The sequence below is a fragment of the Streptomyces sp. NBC_01264 genome (assembly GCF_026340675.1).
Classification (GTDB): domain Bacteria; phylum Actinomycetota; class Actinomycetes; order Streptomycetales; family Streptomycetaceae; genus Streptomyces.
The window spans coordinates 734,369-752,269 of sequence record NZ_JAPEOX010000002.1; the positions used below are offsets into that span (position 1 = coordinate 734,369).

Consider the following 17,901-nt stretch of genomic DNA (forward strand, 5'->3'; position numbering starts at 1 on the left):
ACCCGGTCGATGACCGGCTCCAGCGTGCGGGCGTTCTCGGTGAGCCGGTCGAAGGTCAGTTGCTCGGTGGCGCGGGCCGAGCCGGTCAGCTCGCCGACCCGGGCCGTCACCGCCCGCACGCGTGCCCGTTGCAGTCCGAGCGCGGAGAACATCCCGTACAGCGTCCGCTGGAGGGAAGGGGTGTGGGCGGTGGGCTCGGGCAGGGTGCGCGAGCGGGTGGTGGCCGACCGGTCGGCGTAGGTGACCTGCAGTTCGACCGTTCGGGCGACCTGTCCGGCGCTCCGGAGCCGGGCCCCGAGGTCCGTGGCCGCGCCGAGCAGCGCGCGGCGGACCTCGGCCGGGTCGAGGACGTCCCGGTCGAAGCGCCGGGCACTGGTGATGGCGGCGGGGGGCCCGGCCGCGCTGACGGTGCGGCGGTCGATCCCCCGGGCCCGCTCGTGCAGGATGCGGCCGGTGGAAGCACCGGCGATCCGCTGCACCGTGGGCAGCGGGAGGACGGCCAGGTCACCGACCGTCTCGATCCCGTACCGGAGCAGCGAGCGCTCCAGGACGGACCCGACCCCGGGCAGCGCCCGCACGCGGCAGCCGTGCAGGAAGCGCTCCTGTTCGGCCGGGTCGTCGGGCAGTACCCGTACGGTGCCGGGCGGGGCGGCGTCGGCGGCGAGGGTGGCGAGGAGCCGGTTGGGGCCGATCCCGCCCGTGCTGACCAGCCCGTACCGGGCGGCGAGCCGGGTCTGGAGCCGGTCCGCGAGCTCGGTCGGGGACTGCCCGAAGTAGCGCGTGGCACCGGCCAGCTCCAGCAGTGCGCCGTCCGGGGGGAGCGCTTGCACGACGGGGGTGATGTCGCCGAGCACCGTGAACAGTTCGCGGTAGGTCTCGAAGCCGGCGCGGTGGAAACGCAGGTGGACGATGGTCGCCCTGGTGGTGGTGACGGTCATCCGGCGCTCCCCTGGCTGGCGTGCCACAGCCGCCCGGAACCGCTGCCGCGCCGCCCGCCGGAAGCCGGCCGGGCCGCCGGGCCGCCGCCGTCGGTGTCGCCGCCGCCATCGCCGTCGGAGTACGACGGGGGCTCGGGCTCGCCGGCGAGCAGCGTACGGACGGCGGCGGTCCCGCCGTCCCGGTGGGCGTCGGCGACGTCCTGAAGGTTCCAGGCGTGGGTGCCGATGACGGTGACGGACTTGCCGCGGCGGGAGACGGTGCCGCGCGCGAGGAGCAGGAAGTGGTGGAACAGCGGGTACGCGGCCTGCTCGTGGGTGTCGTCGAAGAAGGTGAGGTCGATCTGGCCGGCCGGACTGCCGTCGTCCAGCGAGACGAAGATGGTGCGCCGTCCGGAGCGCATGGGCGGCGTCTGGATGGCGACCTTCGCCCCGGCGACCAGCACGGTCTCACCGGCCGGCCGGCCGCCCAGCTGGTGGGAGGGGGTGACGCCGAGCTCGGCCAGCAGCGGGTGCAGCGGTTCCATCAGGTGCCGGGAGGCATCCATGCCGATGACCTCCAGCTCGGCGTCCAGTTCCTCGCTCGGCGTCATCACCGGCAGACCGCTCGGCCCGGGGTACGAGCCCGCGGCGCCCGGGGGGAGGGTGAGCTGACCGGCTCCCGTGGAAGTCCGCTGGTGGCGGTGGAGTTCCTCGATCTGCAGGAGCAGGTCACGGCGGCCGGTTCCGGGGGCGAGGGTGGCGAGGGCTCCGGTCCGCGCCAGGCGGTCGGCCACCGGGTGGGAGGGCCGGGCCCGGGCCCAGAAGTCGGCGAGGTCCGTGTACGGACGGCCCGCTTCGATCCGGGCCGCCTGCTCGTCGGTGATGCCGCGGACGTCGGCCAGCGAGACCCGCAGGCCCAGCCTGCCGTCCGGGAGCCGCTCGGTGCGGTAACCGGTGGCGGAGTGCTGGACGTCCAGCGGGAGGATCGGGACGCCGCGGCGCCGGGCGTCGGACAGCACCAGTCGCTTCGGGTACATGCCCGGGTCGTGCTCCAGCAGCCCGGCGTAGAACGGCGCCGCGTAGTGCGCCTTCAGCCAGGCCGACTGCAGGGTGGGCAGCGCGAAGGCCGTCGCGTGCGCCTTCGCGAAGCCGTAGGCCCCCATGTTCTCCAGCATCCGCCACACCGCGTCGATCACCGCCGGCCGGTAGCCGGCCGCGGTGGCGCTCTGCTCGTACCAGGTCTTGAGCTTCGGCAGGCGCTCCGGCTGGGCCAGGGCGCGCCGGGCCTCCTCGCCCATGGCCAGGTCGCTCCGGGTCATGGTGGCGAACAGGCCCGCCACCTGCTCGTTGTAGATGACCACCCCGTAGGTGGAGCTCAGCCACCGCTCCAGGTCCCGGTGGGGATAGGTGACGGGCTTCTTGCCGTGCCGGCCGAGGAGGAACGGGCGGATCATGTCCGCCTGGACCGGGCCCGGGCGGAACAACGAGATCTCGGCGACCAGATCGGCGAAGGTCTCCGGCTGGAGCCGGCCGAGGAGGTCTTTCTGGCCGGGGGACTCCAGCTGGAAGACGCCCAGGGACTCGCCTTCGCGCAGCAGCTCGTAGGCGGCCGGGTCATCCAGCGGCACCTGAGTGCGGTCGTCCAGGTCGATCCGCTCGCCGGTGGTGCGTTCGATCTCGCGGACCGCGTACGCCATGGAGCTCTGCATCCGGACGCCCAGGACGTCGAGCTTGAGCAGGCCGAGGCCGTCCTTCTCGACGTCCTCCTTGTCGAAGACGGTGGCGGGGAAGCCTTCGGTGGCCGTCGGGACGACGGGAGTGCGCCCCAGGAGGGTGGCGTCGGAGAGGATGACGCCGCAGGGGTGCATCGCGGTGCCGCGCGGGAGCGCGTCGAGGCCTTCGACGAGGTCCCACAGCCGCCCGTACCGGTCGGCATGGGCGGCGACCTGCCGCAGTTCCGGGAGTTCGCGCAGTGCGGTGCGGGCCGAGCGGGCGGCGATGTGCGGGAACGCCTTGGCCAGGCGTCCGACCTCGTCCGGGGGCAGGCCGAGGGCCAGGCCGGCGTCGCGGATCGCCCACCGCACCCGGTAGGTCTCCGGCATGCTGAGGGTGCAGACCCGCTCGGTGCCGAACCGGTCCATGATCCGGCGGTACACGTCCAGGCGCCGGGCGGACTCCACGTCGATGTCGATGTCCGGCAGCGTGCCGCGGCGCAGGTTGACGAACCGCTCCATGAGCAGCCCGTGTTCCAGCGGGTTGGCGAAGGAGATCCCGAGCAGGTGCACCACCAGCGATCCGGCGCCGGAGCCCCGGGCCTGCACCCGGACCCCCATCTCCCGGATGTCGTCGACGACTTGGGCGACGGTGAGGGCGTACGAGGGCCAGCCGAGCGTGTTCAGCACCCGGAGCTCCTCTTCCAGCCGGGTCCGCATGGTGGCGGAGCGGTCGTAGCCGTGGCGGATCATCGCCGCCTCGCACCGCTCGCGCAGGGTCCGGGCGGAGGTGCCGGGGGCCAGGCCGATGACGTGTTCCTCGGGGAAGTGGACGCGGCCGATCCCGAGGTCGGCGTACGGGTCGAGGCGGCACTCGGACGCGGTGCGGGTGGTGGTGGCCAGCAGGTGTACGGCCCCGCCGTTCTCCTGTCCGGCGGCCCGGGCCACTTCCTCGGCGAGCTCGCCCATCTCGGCGGCGCCCTTCAGCCACCGCTCGCCGTTGCAGGTGCGGCCGGGCTGGATGGGTGTGAGCAGCCGGGCCGAGTCCAGTACGTCGGCGACCGGCGCCTGCTCCGGGGTCGCGTAGCGGACCGCGTTGGTCAGGACCGCGAGCAGGTCGAGGTCGGCGGCCAGTCCGACGGTACGGGCGGCCAGCCGCAGCGAGCCCGGTCCCGTGCCGGTGCGGCGGTGGTGCACGGCCTCCAGCCGGAGGTGCTGCCCGAACGCCTCCCGCCACGGCGCGAGCAGCTCGGCCGCCCGGTCGAGGCGGCCGTCGGCGAGTGCCCGTACCGGCTCGGACGCCGGGCCCAGCAGGACGGTCAGCCCCTCGGCGTGCCGCTGGATCTCCGGCCAGGGGACGATCGGCTGTCCGCCGCCGGCCCGCTGCCGGGCGGCCCAGCCGGCGGTGATCAGCGCGCACAGATTGGCCCAGCCGGTGGCATCGCGGGCCAGCAGGGTGACCCGCGGCGCGGAGTCGGCGACGAAGGCACCGCCCCGGACCGGAGTACGGCCCTTCGAGGGCGCCGCGCCGCCCGGACCGGGGGCCGGACCGAGGGCCGGGACCGCGAGGTCCGCACCGAACAGCGGCCGGATCCCGGCCTTCGCGCAGACCTGCGCGAACCGGACCGCCCCGGCCACCGTGTCCCTGTCGGTCAGCGCCAGCTCCCGCAGCCCCTGCTCGGCCGCCCGCTCGACCAGCCGCCCGGGCAGCGCCGCACCGTAGCGCACGGAGTAGCCGGAGGCGACATGCAGATGCGCGAACACCGCACCACCACCTCCAGCTCCCGGTCAGCCCCCCGATCGTCGACACCCGACTCCCCGTCCGGTCCCTCCAGCGTAGACCGTATTCGATAGTCTGTTCGACACGCACGTCAAGGCATTACGCCAGGTGGAGCAGGCACTACGGACCGTTCCCGCCCGTTCCGCTTTCCCGCCGCCGGCGAGGGCAGGCGTGAGGACGTACGGCAGAATCCGGATGTGACGTCCGTGGGGGTACTGGCCGAGCTGGAAGCCGGCATGGCAGAGCTGTCGACGCCGATGCGGGTGTACGTGGCGGCCGGACGGTTCACCGAGCCGGACCCCGACCTGCCGGAGCTGGCGGCCCGGATCCGCGCGCTGCTCGCCGGGGTCGCGGTGGACGAGGCCTGGCGGCGCTTCCTGCCCGGGTACGTCCCGCCGTCCCTCCCCGAGATCTGCGCCGCGTTGGAGCCGGTCGAAACGGACGGGGCCGCCGCGTTCCTGGCCGGGGTCGCGGCCGTCGACCTGGTCTGGCCGGATCACCTGCACCGGCCCGTCGAGGCAGCCGAGCGCGCGGCGGACCGGGTGGTGTCCCTGCTCGGGCCGGATGCCAGTTGGTGGACCAACCACGACACCGCGTGTGGCGCCGTGAACGGACTCACCCCACTGTTCGACAGCCTGCTCGCAGGAATGGACGGTGAGCACTTCGCACTGGCCCTGCAGATCGCCGACGACTGAACGTGCCGGCGCGAGGACGTGTGGGAAAGCATGTGCGGCTCGTGCGTGGAATCCGGCCATGTCGATCACGCCTTCCATACCCATCCTCCACGGCAGGAAGGGAACGGATCTCCGTGTCTTCGGGCAGGAGTTGATCCTGCGTCGGGCGACCCGGCAGGAGCATCACATCCCCTTCCCGGCGATCGCGCGCGTCCACTTCACCGTCCTCTCCGGCGGGGTCGGCTTCACGTTCACGATCGCGGCCTGGCTGCTCGCACCGGAGGGCCTCAGGCCCTGGCGCCTGCCCCGGCACGGCATCACGGTGACGGCCGAATACGCCCACGACTCCGCGCAGCCGTGGCTCTACCTGTACTCGGACCTGGACGGGAACGTCTGGAGGTACCTCGACTCGAGCGGGCTCCCCGCTCTCGAGGTCAGCTACGACCCGCGTGACCCCGCCAAGGCCGTCCGCGCCGACGGTACGGGTCGTTGGATACCCGGGATCCTCCCCCTGTCCGCGGGCATCGTCGGCCTGCTCCTGCTGGTCGCGTTCCTCGCCACTCCGTTCATGGATCTCGGCACCACGGGCGAGGAGTACAGGAACCAGTACCGGTAGCGGCCGCACAGGGGTGCGGCCGCCGGTCGTCGGGCGCGCTCAGGCGGTGGCGGCGGCGCCGAACCACTTCGCCAGGTGGGCGTCGAGGTCGTCCTGGTCCTCCCCGACCCAGGCGACATGGCCGTCCGGCCGCAACAGCACGGCGGGCACGTCGAGTTCCTCACTGGCGTCGACTACGTGATCGATGCGGTCGGCCCGCCCGGAGACCGAGAGCCGTCCGGTCCGGTCGAGCAGGATTCCGCGGCCCGTGTGCATCAGCTCGTAGAGACGTCCCTGCTTCAGCTCCACGTCCCGCAGCCTGCGGCCGAGCAGTTCGTGGCCCTCGCCGAGGTCGTAGCGGACGTCGACCGCGGTGATCATCCCCGTCACGTACCGGTTCACCTCCTCGAAGTCCATCAGCTTCGCGAACAGCCCCCGCAGCGCGGTGGGACCCGCGTCGGCCCCCATCAGAGCGATCTGCGCGCGGGTGTTGTCCAGTACGGCGGCGCCCACCGGGTGGCGTTCGGAGTGGTAGGTGTCGAGGAGATCCTGCGGGGCCCAGCCGTTGACCGCGGCCGCGAGCTTCCAGCCGAGGTTGAAGGCGTCCTGCACGCCGAGGTTGAGCCCCTGTCCGCCGGTCGGCGGGTGGATGTGCGCCGCGTCGCCGGCCAGCAGGACCCGGCCGACCCGGTACTGCTCGGCCTGCCGCGTGGCGTCGCCGAAGCGGGACAGCCAGCGCGGCGAGTGCACGCCGAAGTCGGTGCCGCCGAAGGCCCGTAGCTGCTGCTTGAACTCCTCCAGGGTCGGCGCGCTGCGGTCCTCGGACACTCCGTCGGCGGGGACGATGACACGGCACGTCCCGTCCTCGCCCCTGTGGACGCCGAAGCGGAGCTGGGTCTTGTTGACCTCCGCGACGACCGCGGCGATCGTCTCCGGATCCGCGGTCACCTCCATCTGGCTCAACAAGGTCTCGACCGTGGCGGGTTCGCCGGGGAAGCCCACGCCGAGCAGCTTGCGCACCGCGCTGCGGCCGCCGTCGCACCCGACGAGGTAGCGCGAGCGCAGCCGCGTACCGTCCGCCAGCTCGACGGTCACCCCGTCCTCGTCCTGGCTCAGGCCGACGGCTTCGCAGCCGCGCCGGAACTCGGTACCGACTTCGAGGGCGCGCTCGCCGAGCAGCCGCTCGGTGACGGGCTGCGGGATGGCGAGGCCGTACGGGTGCGCCGTGTCCAGCTGGTCCGGCCACGGCTTCATGATGCCGCCGAACAGGCCGCCGACCTGGAACTTCTCGCTGACGGCGAGGAATCGGTCCAGCAGCCCGCGCTGGTCTATCAGCTCGACGCTGCGCGCGTGCAGGCCCTGGCCGCGGGACTCCCCGGTCGGCTCGGTCAGCTTCTCCACCACGACGACGCCCACACCGTGCAGGCGCAGCTCGGCAGCCAGCATCAAGCCCGTCGGTCCGCCGCCGACGACGATCACGTCGGTCGCGTCGGGCATGCCGGTCGTGTTGGGCACTTCAGTCATCACGCAGTCACCGTTTCCGCAGGTTTCGCCGTAGGTCAGTGATTCTGCGTCACCACCAGGGCCTTGCCGCAAGCCCCCCGGTGCGCTATATGTTGAGAGTGGCAAGGAGTGAGCAAACCTCCTTGCCATTCTGCGTTCCGGGAAGAAACCGCTGGCCGGCGCGACCCTTTCCGACGATCATGGACCGCATGAGTGATCAAAACGAGCGATGGACCCAGTCGACCGTCTACCCCGATATGTGGGCGGACCCGGACAACGATCCCCGCAACAGCGGAGGCAGCAGTGCGGAGGGTGAACTCGCGACGCTGCGCGACTTCCTCTCGGACTACCGCCTGACCCTGCGGATGAAGTGCGAGGGCCTGGATCCGGAGCAGCTCGCCCGCCGGTCGGTCCCCCCGTCGACGATGTCGTTGCTCGGTCTGCTGCGCCACCTCGCCGAGGTGGAACGGGACTGGCAGAACTGGATCACCGAGGGCGAGCCGCTGCCGAATCTGTACGACGAGCGCGACGGGGACTTCGACGGAGCCGTCGCCGAGCAGGCCGTGGTCGACGGCGCGTACGCCGATCTGGAGCGCGAGCAGGACGCGACCGACGCCGCGCTGGCGAAGTATCCGGATCTGGGCGAGCGGATCGGGAAGGACCGGATCTCGGTGCGGGAGCTGATGGTGCACCGGATCGAGGAGTACGCGCGCCACTGCGGGCACGCCGACCTGTTGCGCGAGTGCGTCGACGGGAGGGTCGGCCAGTGATCCAAGACCGCCCGGTCGGGAGCGGCCCGGTCCCGGGCGGGCCCCGGGTGGCTGGATAGGCTTTCGCACCATGAGCGTCATGGGGCTGTGGAGACGAGCGCGCCGGGGCGACAGCCCCTCCGCGGTCGCCGTCGGTGCGGTGAACCTGCCGCTGAGCTGCGCGCTGGTTTCGATGGGGATCGGCGGACCCTTCTTCGAGGCCACGACGCGGGCGCAGGAAACCTCGGCGCAGGAGCTCGCGCTCCGCGTCTTCGGCTGCTGGCTCGCGGGCGGGCTGGTGCTGTTCCTCGCCCTGGGGATGACCCGGACGCGATGGTCCACCTGCTCACCCTGTTCCTTCCGCCCGCCGTGCTGATCCTGGTCCTCCTGGCCCTCTGAGGGGACGGCGGAAGGGACCCGGGGGCAAAAGGGCCGCCTACGGGTACGGGCCCACCCCGTGTGACCATGGCTTCCGTCGTACATCAGCACCTCATGGGGGGACCATGCGCACCCGTACCACCACCGCCTCGACCGGTCTCGCCGCCATGCTCGCGGCGGCCCTCGTTCTGTCCGGCTGCTCGGCGCCGTCCGAGGGGAATACGGCCGGAAAGGGTGCGGGTGCGGGGGCCGGCGCCTCGGCGGCAGCGCCCCCCGCCGCGGTGCCGGGTAGCGGCGGGTACGAAGGGCCGCGACCACAGGACCAGAACCTGCTGGCCTGGACCGGGGATCCGAACGACGCGGGGCACGTCACCGCCCAGTCCGCGGCCGGGGTCGGCGGGCGGGTCACCCTGGTCCGGATGGTGCTGCGCGAGCAGCTCACCTGGTCCAACATCTGGCTGGGGCTGGCCGGCATCGACCCGAACGCCCGACTGGCCAACTGCTACCTCGGTGTGTACGACGCCCGGGGCACCCTGGTCGGGTCCACCGCCGACATCTCCCCGCAGCTGATGACCGACGCGATAGCCAAGCCCTTCCCCCTCGCCAAGCCCTTCACCGCCGCCCCCGGCACCTATTTCGTCGCCCTGCTCCTCAACGGCGACTGGGCCACGAACGCCCTCACCCTCAAGGCCACGGGCGCCGGGATCTCGGTGAACGCGGGTCTGAACCCGCCGAGTCTGCGCTACAGCACCGTCCTGACCGGTCAGAGCTCGCTCCCGGTCACCGTGAACCTCGCCGAGCAGTCCACCAGCACGATCAACACCGGCTGGGCCAGCCAGTGGTACGCGATCTCCTGACCGCTCCTGCCGAAGGCCGATTCTCCTGCGGCGAATGACTGGTAGGAAAGTTTCCTGTTTGCTAGCATCCCGCTTCGGCGGCTCGGCGCGGTGCCCGCATCCGTGGGCATGACGCGCTCAGCGAGAGCTCTGACCCGGCCGCTGTGACCACGCACGCACGTCCCTGCCCGCACCCGGGCAGGGGTGCGGGGTCTCGTACCGGTGCCAGCTCTCGCCACCCACCAGGCCAGGGAGTCAGGAATGCACCTGAGCACCCCCAGCACACCTCATGTTCACACATCACGCCGCACGATAGGTGTGGTCATCACCGCCGTGCTCCTGCTCGTAGGCGGCCTGTTGCTCGCCTACCCCGAACGGGCCGGCGCCGCCGCAGACCCCCTCATCTCGCGCGGCAAGACCGCCACGGCTTCCTCCGTGGAGAGTTCGGACTTCGGTCCGCAGAACGCCTTCGACGGCAGCTCCACCACCCGGTGGGCCAGCGCCGAGGGCAAGGACCCGCAGTGGATCCGTGTCGACCTCGGCGCGAACGCGGACGTCACGCGGGTGGCGCTGCGTTGGGAGGCCGCGTACGCCAAGACGTACCGGGTGGAGATCTCCGCCGACGGTGCCACCTGGACCCGGCTCGCCAACGAGACGGCCGGGAACGGCGGTACCGACGACTGGACCGGCCTGTCCGGCAAGGGCCGTTACCTGCGCGTGTACGGAACCGCCCGCGGCACCACCTACGGGTACTCCCTGTACGAGGTCGAGGTGTACGGCACCCTCGACGGGGGGACTCCCCCGCCGACCGGCGCCTTCACGGTGGTCGCCGCCGGTGACATCGCGGCCCAGTGCACCGCTTCGGACAGCTCCTGCGCCCACCCCAAGACCGCCGCGCAGGCCCAGAAGATCAACCCGAAGTTCTATCTGACGATGGGTGACAACCAGTACGACGACGCCCGGCTCGTCGACTACAAGGCCTACTACGACAAGTCGTGGGGCGCGTTCAAGGACAAGACCCGCCCCGTACCCGGCAACCACGAGACCTACGACCCCGCCGGCCCGCTCGCCGGCTACAAGGCCTACTTCGGGGCCGTCGCCTACCCCCAGGGCAAGAGCTACTACAGCTTCAACGAGGGCAACTGGCACTTCATCGCCCTCGACTCCAACTCCTTCGACCAGAAGGCCCAGATCGACTGGCTCAAGGCCGACCTCGCCGCGAACACCAAGGGCTGCATCGCCGCTTATTGGCACCACCCGCTGTACTCCTCCGGCGGCCACGGCAACGACCCGGTGAGCAAGCCCGTCTGGAACATCCTGTACGGCGCCAAGGCCGACCTCGTACTGGGCGGGCACGACCACCACTACGAGCGGTTCGCCCCGCAGGACCCGAACGGGAAGGCCACCGCCGACGGGATCACCGAGATCGTCGGTGGCATGGGCGGCGCCGACCCCTATGACATCGAGGACGTCCAGCCCAACAGCCAGAAGCGGATCAGCGGCACCTACGGGGTCCTGAAGCTGGACTTCACCGATGCCGGCTACAGCTGGAGCTACGTCGCCACCGACGGGACGACGAAGGACACCAGCCCGAAGTACACCTGTCACTGATGTACCTGGCCACCACGGGCCGCCGGGCCGCGCCCGCCTCGCCCCCCACCACGGGGGCGGGGCGGCGTGTCCCCGCCGCCGTCCTGGCGCTCGGTACGGTCAGCCTCGTCACCGATGTCTCCTCCGAGATGGTCAGCGCGGTACTGCCGCTCTACCTCGTCCTCGGGCTCGGCCTCTCCCCCCTCCAATTCGGCTTCCTGGACGGGCTGATGGGAGGAGCCGGCGCGGTCGTACGGCTCCTCGGCGGACACCTCGCCGACCGCGGCCACCGGTACAAGCACGTCGCGGGGATCGGCTACGCCGTCTCGGCCTGCTCCCGGCTCGGCCTGCTGCTCGCGGGCGGCGCCACCGGCGGGATCGCGGCGGCCCTGGCCGCCGACCGGGTCGGCAAGGGCATCCGTACGGCGCCCCGCGACGCCCTGATCACCCTCAGCAGCCCTCCCGAGGAGCTCGGCCGGTCCTTCGGCGTGCACCGGGCCATGGACACCACCGGCGCCCTGCTCGGTCCGCTCGCCGCCTTCGCCCTGCTCTGGGCGACCGCGGGCGCGTACGACGCGGTGTTCGTCGCCAGCTTCTGCGCCGGCCTGCTCGGCGTGCTGCTCCTGGTCCTCTACGTCCCCGGCCACCACCGCCCGGCGGCCCGGCCCGGCCCGGCTCCGGCCCGGGCCAAGGCGTTCGCGGCGCTGCGGGACCCCGCCTTCCGGCGGATCCTGTGGGCCGCGGCCCTGCTCGGCGGCGCCACCATCGGCGACGCCTTCGTCTACCTCCTGCTCCAGCGCCGACTGGGCCTGGATCCCGGCTGGTTCCCCCTGCTGCCGCTCGGGGCGGCCGCGGGCTACCTGCTCCTGGCCGTCCCGGTGGGCCGGATCGCCGACCGGGTCGGGCGCCGGCGGCCGTTCCTGTACGGGCACCTCGCCCTGCTCGGCGCCTACCTCGTCCTGCTCGCCCCGGCCGGCGGGCCGGCCCCGCTCCTCCTCGCGGCCGTACTCGCCCTGCTCGGGGTGTTCTACGCGGCCACCGACGGGGTGCTGATGGCCCTCGCCGGGCCGGTGCTGCCCGCCGGGGGCCGGGCGGGCGGGCTCGCCGTGCTCCAGACCGGGCAGGCCCTGGCCCGGATGCTCGCCGCGGCGGGCTTCGGCGCCGCGTGGACGGTGTGGGGGCCGCGGCCCGCGCTGTGGGGGGCCACGGCGCTGCTGCTCGCCGCGCTGGCGGGCTGCCGGGCGCTGCTGCCGCGCGATCCGGGCGCGCCGGTCGTGCCGGGAGCCCCCGGAGCGCCTGGAGCCCCCGCAGCCCCGGGCCCCTCGGGAGCCCGAGCCGTGGAGTTCGCGGAATCCCCCACCAGTGCGAGGAGCACCTCATGACCACGCAGCTCACCGAGCCGGCTCCCGCACACCGGCTCGGCGCCCGGGCCCGTACCGCCGTCACGGTCGCCGCGGTCGTCCTCCTCGCGGGCTCCACCGCCGGGTACGCCCTGCACGCGGGACAGCGGCCGTCGGGCCAACAGGCCGCGGCCGACGCCTCCTTCGGCCTCGCCGGTCCCGCCCTGTACTTCCGGGACACCGCCACGGGCCGGGTGGCGCACCAGCCCCTGGCCGCGGCGGAGGGCGGCGCCGAGCGCACCGGGGGCGGCCCCGCCTGCGACCGGTTCCACACCGCCGGGGGCACCGCCCTCTGCCTGCGCGCCGAGCCGGGGGTGCTGCCGAAGACGTACGCCGTCGTCCTCGACCGGCGACTGCGCGAGGTGAGCCGGACGACCGTGCCGGGGGTTCCGACCCGGGCCCGGGTGTCCGCGTCCGGGCAGATGCTCGCCTGGACGGTGTTCGCGACCGGGGACTCGTACTCCGCCACCGGCTTCTCCACCCGGACGGCCGTACTCGACCTGCGCACGGGGTACTTGGTGAAGTCCCTGGAGGAGATACCGCTCACCGTCGGCGGTGTCCGATACCACTCCCCCGACGTCAACTACTGGGGCGTGAGCTTCGCCCGGGACGACAGCCGCTTCTACGCGACCGTCTCCACCAAGGGGCGTACGTACCTCGTCGAGGGGAACATGTCCGACTGGTCGGCGAGGACGCTGCGGGAGAACGTCGAATGCCCCTCCCTGTCGCCCGACAACACCCGGGTCGCCTTCAAGAAGAAGGTGTCCGACGACCCCGCCGCACCCTGGCGGCTGTACGTCCTCGACCTGCGGACGATGGCCGAGACCGCGCTCGCCGAGACGCGGAACGTGGACGACCAGGCGTCCTGGACGGACGACGGGACGGTCGCCTACGCCCTGCCGGGCGCGGACGGTCGCGCGAGCGACGTCTGGACCGTCCCCGCCGACGGGACCGGAGCGCCCAGGATGTCCGTCGCGGGCGGGTCCTCACCGGCGGCCGTGGCGGGGTCCGCCGACTCGGCCGACGCGCCGTGATGCTCGATGACGCTCATTCGGCCGCCACTTCGAGCATCTCTTGACATGGACCTGCCACTGCGTTGCACTGTGGCCACTCCCTCCGGCAGTCACGGCCGGAGGGAGATGCCGCCGTGAACACCTGGGGACTCGCCATGCGTCTGCTCAGATTCCTGACCGCCTCCGCCCTGGCCCTCGCCGCACTGTCCCTGCCCTCTGCCGCCGGAGCCGAGCCCCTGCGGACGGGGGCGGCCGCGGCCGCCGCGGCGCCGCAGACCGTGCCGGCCCTGCGCCAGTGGACGGCGGGCAGCGGGTCGTACGGCTTCACCGCCGCCAGCCGGATCGTCGTCGATCCCGCCCACACCGCGCAGCTCTCCGACGAAGCGGCCACGTTCGCCGAGGACTTGGGCGCGCTGGCCGGGCGTCCCGTGGCCGTCGTCACCGGGAACGCCTCCCCCGGCGACATCGCCCTGAGCCTGGGCGACGGCTCACTGCCCGCCGAGGGGTACCGGATGACCGTCGACCAGTCCCTCGCCATCCAGGCCGGGACCGACGCAGGAGCCTTCAACGGCACCCGTACGGTACTGCAGTTGCTGCGCCAGTCGGCCTCGGTGCCGGCCGGAACGGCGGTGGACTGGCCGGCCAAGGCCGAGCGCGGGCTGATGATCGACCAGGGGCGGAAGTTCTTCACGGTCGACTGGGTCAAGCAGCACATCAAGGAGCTGGCCTACCTCAAGCTCAACTACTTCCACTTCCACCTGTCGGACACCTTCGGCTTCCGCCTGGAGAGTTCGACGCACCCGGAGATCGTCTCCGCCGACCACTACTCCAAGCAGGACATCGCGGACCTGATCGCGCTGGGGCAGAAGTACCACGTCACGATCGTCCCCGAGATCGACACACCGGGGCACATGAACCAGATCCTGGCCGCCCACCCGGAGCTCAAGCTCAAGGACAGCTCGGGCACGGCCAGTTCGGAGTTCATCGACCTGTCGCTGCCGGGCTCGTACACCCTGATCAAGGACCTGGTCGAGGAGTACCTGCCGCTGTTCCCGGCCCCGTACTGGCACATCGGCGCCGACGAGTACGTCACCGACTACGCCAGGTACCCGCAGCTGCTCGGCTACGCCCGCGCCCACTACGGCGCGAACGCCACCGCCAAGGACACCTACTACGGGTTCGTCAACTGGTCGGACGCCCTGGTCCGCGCGGCCGGCAAGACCACCCGGATGTGGAACGACGGCATCAAGGCCGGGGACGGGACCGTCACCCCGGACGCCCGCATCCTCGTCGAGTACTGGTACAGCTACGGACTCACCCCCCAGCAGCTGGTCAATGCCGGGCACACGGTCGCCAACGAGTCCTGGACGCCAACCTATTACGTGCTCGGCGGTGCGAAGCCGGACACCAAGTGGATGTACGAGACCTGGACCCCGGACCGGTTCGAGGGCGGCAACACCATCAGCGACCCCGCGAAGAACCGCGGTTCGCTGATCCACGTCTGGTGCGACAACCCCAACGCGGAGACGGAGACGCAGATCGCCGCCGGCATCATGTACCCGCTGCGCGGACTCGCCCAGCAGACCTGGGGTTCGCCCAAACCCGTCGCCACCTACGCGGCGTTCACGCCGATCGTGGCTGCGATCGGCCACCATCCCTCCTGGCCCGGGACCGCCCAGCCGGGCAACCTCGCCCGCAACCGCCCCACCACCGCGTCCAGCACCGAGACCGCCGACTTCCCGGCCGTGCTGGCGACGGACGGCGATCCGGGCACCCGGTGGTCGAGCGCCTACACCGACCCGCAGTGGCTGCAGGTGGACCTCGGGTCCGCCCAGGCCGTCAACCGGGTGGTGCTGCGCTGGGAGGCCGCGTACGGGAAGGGCTTCCAGGTCCAGGTCTCCGACGACCGGAGCAGCTGGCGCACCCTGTACTCCACGACCACGGGCACCGGCGGGGTCCAGGACCTGACCGGCCTGTCCGGCTCCGGCCGCTACATCCGGGTGTACGGCACCCAGCGCGGCACCACCTACGGCTACTCGCTGTACGAGTTGGAGGTGTACGGCGGCCAGTTGAGCGGGACCCGGACCCTCACCGCGGCCGGGAAGGCGCTCGACGACCCGGCGAGCTCCACCGCGTCCGGCACCCGGCTGATCACCTGGACCCCGCACGGCGGCGCCAACCAGCAGTGGAGGCTGACCCCGACCGCAGACGGCGGCTACACCCTGGCCAACGGCTCGTCCGGGCTCTGCGCGGACGTGGCGGGCGGCTCCACCGCCGCCGGAGCGGCCGTGGTCCAGAACGCCTGCGGCAGCGCCGACAGCCAGCGCTGGACGCTCACCCCGCTCGGGTCCGGTGACTACGCGGTGGCCAACAAGAGGAGCGGGCTGCTCCTGACCACCGCGTCCGGCACGGACGGGGCCCTCGCAAGCCAGCAGGCCGCGACCGGTTCGGTCTACCAGCGCTGGCAGATCAGCTGACCCCGGGCGGCGCGCCGGCCGCCGGTCCGGCTGCCCTCACCGAGGCCAGCCGGGCCCCGGCTCCGGTCAGCCGGATCCGCAGCTCCCGCACGGTGAGGGGCTCGACCCGGTGGACGCGCCGGACCCCCACCGTGTGGCCGGAGGCGATCGTCCGGCCGTCCGCCCGGACCTCGTGGCCGTCCACGCGCTGCCCCCCGGTGAGGTCCTCGCGCAGCTCCACGTGGTCCACGCGGACGGGTCGGCCGAAGTCCGCGAGGAGTTCGTCCCCGTCGGCCGTGAGGACGGCGGAGACGGGATCACCGAGCCGCCGCCCCAACTCCGCGGTGAAGGCGAGGAGTCGGTCCCGGTCGGCGTCGTCGATCAGACCGCGCCGGTCGGGCGGGACGCCCAGCAGCAGGCCGGCGCCGAGCCCGACGGAGGAGTACCAGATCTCCAGGAGCTCCTCGCGGCTCTTGAGGGTGTCGTGGTTCCCGGGCTGCCAGAACCAGTCGCCCCGGATGGGGACATCACATTCGGGCGGCAGGTAGGCGGCCGAGTCGAGCTCGGTGCGCCCGTCGTCGTACAGGCTGATGCCCGTGGAGTGCGTGACGTAGCGGCAGGGATCGACGGCGAGTCCCTCCTCGTTCCCGACCCAGCGGATCGTGGGGCGGCCCATGTTGAAGACCATGGCGTCCGGCTGGTGCCGGTCGATCACGGCCATGACCGCGTCCCAGTCGTACGTGCGCCCCTCGGAGCCGGCGCCGTCGAACCAGAGCTCGCACAACGGGCCGTAGCGGGTGCAGAGTTCGGCGAGCTGGCGGAGGTAGAAGGAGTCGTAGTCGGCGGGCTCCTCGTAGCAGTCCGCGTTGCGGTCCCAGGGCGAGAGGTACAGCCCGAGGCCGAGGCCCGCCTCCCCGCAGGCCTCGGCCAGTTCGGCGACCACGTCGCCCGCTCCGTCCTTCCAGGGCGAGGAGGCCACGGAGTAGGCGGTGGTGTCGGTCGGCCAGAGGCAGAAGCCGTCGTGGTGCTTGGCGGTCAGCACGACGTACTTCGCTCCGGCCTCGGCGGCGGTTCGTACCCACTGGCGGGCGTCGAGCCGCGCGGGCCGGAAGCCGGCCGGGTCCAGGGTCCCGTCGCTCCACTCGACGCCGTTGAAGGTGTTGATGCCGAAGTGCAGGAAGATCCCGAATCCGGCTTCCTGCCAGGCGAGTTGTCCCGGTGTGGGGACGAGGCAGGCTGCGCCGGGACCGGAGAGGGGCGCTGAGGGACCGGGCGTCATGGTGGGCTTTCGGGGTTCGGAGGCGGGGCGTTCAGGCCGAGTAGGCCAGGCTCGCCGGGTGGACGGCGTAGGCGAAGGGGAGCCCTCGGGCGTACCGCTCCAACTCCTCGGCGGCGCAGGCGGCGAGCCGTCCGAGTTCGTTGCCGAGGGACCCGGCGACATGCGGGGTGAGCAGCACGTTCGGCAGGTCGTAGAGCGGCGATGCGGCCGGCAGGACGTCAGGGTGGGTGACGTCGAGGACGGCGTGCAGCCGGCCGGAGACCAACTCCGCGGTGAGCGCCTCGGTGTCGACGAGCGTTCCGCGAGCGGTGTTGACGAGGGTCGCGCCGTCGCGCATGAGGGCGAGGCGCCGCGCGTCGACGAGGTGGCGGGTCTCGGCGGTCTGGGGTGCGTGCACGGTCACCACGTCGCTGCGGCCCATCAGTTCGTCCAGGTCGACGGGCTCGACCCCCAGGGCCCTGGCTGCGCCCCCGTCCAGGTACGGGTCGTGGACCAGCACGTGGGCGTCGTAGGAGCGGAGCAGTTCGATGACGCGGCGGCCGATGCGCGAGGCGCCGATGATGCCGACGGTCCTGCCGTAGTTGCCGATTCCGGGGTACAGCGTGAGCGGGTTGAGCTGGGTGCGGGTCTCCCGGTAGGCCCGGGCGGTAGTGAGGACGCGCTTGTTGGCGAAGACGATCGCGGCGACGGTGAACTCGGCGACGGGCTGGGCGTTGGCCTCGGCCGCGCTGGTGACGGTCAGCCCGCGCCCCCAGGCGGCTTCCGTCATCAGCCCCTTCACGGTGCCGGCGGTGTGCACCACCGCACGCAGGGCCGGGAGGAGGTCGAGGGCCTGTTCGGTGAGGGGCGGGCAGCCCCAGCCGGTGAGCAGGACCTCGGCTTCCCGCAGCCGCGCGGGGTCGGCCGTGGCGAAGTCGGTGACCAGGAGGTCGGGGTCCAGCAGGGCGGTGGCGCCGAGCCGGTCCAGTGCCCGCTGGTCGAGCAGGGCCGCCTTCGTCTCGGGACTCATGACGAGGAGG

General features: G+C 72.4%; 13 protein-coding genes and 1 pseudogene. 9 read left to right on the top strand and 5 right to left on the bottom strand.

The features are described from left to right. Window positions 1-113: 113 nt before the first annotated feature. Both OG435_RS36255 and OG435_RS36260 read right to left on the bottom strand, forming a co-directional pair. A pseudogene (locus tag OG435_RS36255) lies at window positions 114-938 on the bottom strand (DNA polymerase Y family protein); the annotation flags it as partial. Further along, window positions 935-4,393, bottom strand: a complete 3,459-nt coding sequence (locus OG435_RS36260) for a DNA polymerase III subunit alpha (RefSeq protein ID WP_266883584.1) — start codon at window positions 4,391-4,393, stop codon at window positions 935-937. The gene OG435_RS36260 and the pseudogene OG435_RS36255, both read right to left, overlap by 4 nt. 213 nt (window positions 4,394-4,606) lie before the next feature. Between OG435_RS36260 and OG435_RS36265 the strand changes: the two genes are divergently transcribed. Both OG435_RS36265 and OG435_RS36270 read left to right on the top strand, forming a co-directional pair. Next, window positions 4,607-5,104 carry a hypothetical protein gene (locus tag OG435_RS36265; protein WP_266883586.1) on the top strand — a complete coding sequence of 166 codons (498 nt, stop codon included), beginning with the start codon at window positions 4,607-4,609 and terminating at the stop codon, window positions 5,102-5,104. Between the two features lie 58 nt (window positions 5,105-5,162). Next, window positions 5,163-5,699, top strand: a complete 537-nt coding sequence (locus tag OG435_RS36270) for a hypothetical protein (RefSeq protein ID WP_266883588.1) — start codon at window positions 5,163-5,165, stop codon at window positions 5,697-5,699. A gap of 39 nt (window positions 5,700-5,738) precedes the next feature. Here the strand turns inward: OG435_RS36270 and rox are convergent, their stop codons facing one another. Then, window positions 5,739-7,202, bottom strand: coding sequence for a rifampin monooxygenase (gene rox / locus OG435_RS36275; RefSeq protein ID WP_266883590.1), 1,464 nt, complete (start codon window positions 7,200-7,202; stop codon window positions 5,739-5,741). 179 nt (window positions 7,203-7,381) lie between these two features. Here rox and OG435_RS36280 point away from each other — a divergent pair, with 179 nt between their 5' ends. The 7 genes from OG435_RS36280 to OG435_RS36310 all read left to right on the top strand — a co-directional run bounded on the left by OG435_RS36280 (window position 7,382) and on the right by OG435_RS36310 (window position 15,624). Next, window positions 7,382-7,951, top strand: coding sequence for a DinB family protein (locus tag OG435_RS36280; RefSeq protein ID WP_266883592.1), 570 nt, complete (start codon window positions 7,382-7,384; stop codon window positions 7,949-7,951). 70 nt (window positions 7,952-8,021) lie between these two features. After that, window positions 8,022-8,306, top strand: a complete 285-nt coding sequence (locus OG435_RS36285) for a hypothetical protein (protein WP_266883594.1) — start codon at window positions 8,022-8,024, stop codon at window positions 8,304-8,306. A 127-nt stretch (window positions 8,307-8,433) separates the two neighbouring features. Then, on the top strand, window positions 8,434-9,165 hold the full coding sequence (locus OG435_RS36290) for a hypothetical protein (protein WP_266883596.1): 732 nt from the start codon (window positions 8,434-8,436) through the stop codon (window positions 9,163-9,165). Between the two features lie 312 nt (window positions 9,166-9,477). Next, complete coding sequence (locus OG435_RS36295; RefSeq protein WP_266883598.1) at window positions 9,478-10,755, top strand: discoidin domain-containing protein; 1,278 nt, start codon at window positions 9,478-9,480, stop codon at window positions 10,753-10,755. After that, window positions 10,755-12,116 (top strand): MFS transporter, encoded by a 1,362-nt coding sequence (locus OG435_RS36300; RefSeq protein ID WP_266883600.1) that lies wholly within the window; start codon window positions 10,755-10,757, stop codon window positions 12,114-12,116. The genes OG435_RS36295 and OG435_RS36300 overlap by 1 nt, the downstream gene beginning before the upstream one ends. Continuing rightward, the gene (locus OG435_RS36305; RefSeq protein WP_266883602.1) at window positions 12,113-13,168 is read left to right on the top strand and encodes a TolB family protein; all 1,056 of its coding nucleotides are present in this window, start codon (window positions 12,113-12,115) and stop codon (window positions 13,166-13,168) included. Before OG435_RS36300 ends, OG435_RS36305 begins: the two co-directional genes overlap by 4 nt. A 113-nt stretch (window positions 13,169-13,281) precedes the next feature. After that, window positions 13,282-15,624 carry a family 20 glycosylhydrolase gene (locus tag OG435_RS36310; RefSeq protein ID WP_266883604.1) on the top strand — a complete coding sequence of 781 codons (2,343 nt, stop codon included), beginning with the start codon at window positions 13,282-13,284 and terminating at the stop codon, window positions 15,622-15,624. Here the strand turns inward: OG435_RS36310 and OG435_RS36315 are convergent. Together OG435_RS36315 and OG435_RS36320 are read right to left on the bottom strand one after the other, a co-directional pair. Further along, window positions 15,617-16,882, bottom strand: coding sequence for an alpha-L-fucosidase (locus OG435_RS36315; protein WP_266883606.1), 1,266 nt, complete (start codon window positions 16,880-16,882; stop codon window positions 15,617-15,619). The genes OG435_RS36310 and OG435_RS36315 overlap by 8 nt on opposite strands. Before the next feature lie 31 nt (window positions 16,883-16,913). Beyond that, window positions 16,914-17,891: a hydroxyacid dehydrogenase gene (locus OG435_RS36320; protein ID WP_266886393.1), complete on the bottom strand. Its 978-nt coding sequence runs from the start codon at window positions 17,889-17,891 to the stop codon at window positions 16,914-16,916. Between the last annotated feature and the right edge of the window lie 10 nt (window positions 17,892-17,901).

Excerpts from the sequence above, each read along its gene's own strand:
- OG435_RS36270 (WP_266883588.1), top strand. The coding sequence starts at position 5,163 with ATGTCGATCACGCCTTCCATACCCATCCTCCACGGCAGGAAGGGAACG.
- rox (WP_266883590.1), bottom strand. The coding sequence starts at position 7,202 with ATGACTGAAGTGCCCAACACGACCGGCATGCCCGACGCGACCGACGTG.
- OG435_RS36280 (WP_266883592.1), top strand. The coding sequence starts at position 7,382 with ATGGACCGCATGAGTGATCAAAACGAGCGATGGACCCAGTCGACCGTC.
- OG435_RS36285 (WP_266883594.1), top strand. The coding sequence starts at position 8,022 with ATGAGCGTCATGGGGCTGTGGAGACGAGCGCGCCGGGGCGACAGCCCC.
- OG435_RS36290 (WP_266883596.1), top strand. The coding sequence starts at position 8,434 with ATGCGCACCCGTACCACCACCGCCTCGACCGGTCTCGCCGCCATGCTC.
- OG435_RS36300 (WP_266883600.1), top strand. The coding sequence starts at position 10,755 with ATGTACCTGGCCACCACGGGCCGCCGGGCCGCGCCCGCCTCGCCCCCC.
- OG435_RS36305 (WP_266883602.1), top strand. The coding sequence starts at position 12,113 with ATGACCACGCAGCTCACCGAGCCGGCTCCCGCACACCGGCTCGGCGCC.
- OG435_RS36315 (WP_266883606.1), bottom strand. The coding sequence starts at position 16,882 with ATGACGCCCGGTCCCTCAGCGCCCCTCTCCGGTCCCGGCGCAGCCTGC.
- OG435_RS36320 (WP_266886393.1), bottom strand. The coding sequence starts at position 17,891 with ATGAGTCCCGAGACGAAGGCGGCCCTGCTCGACCAGCGGGCACTGGAC.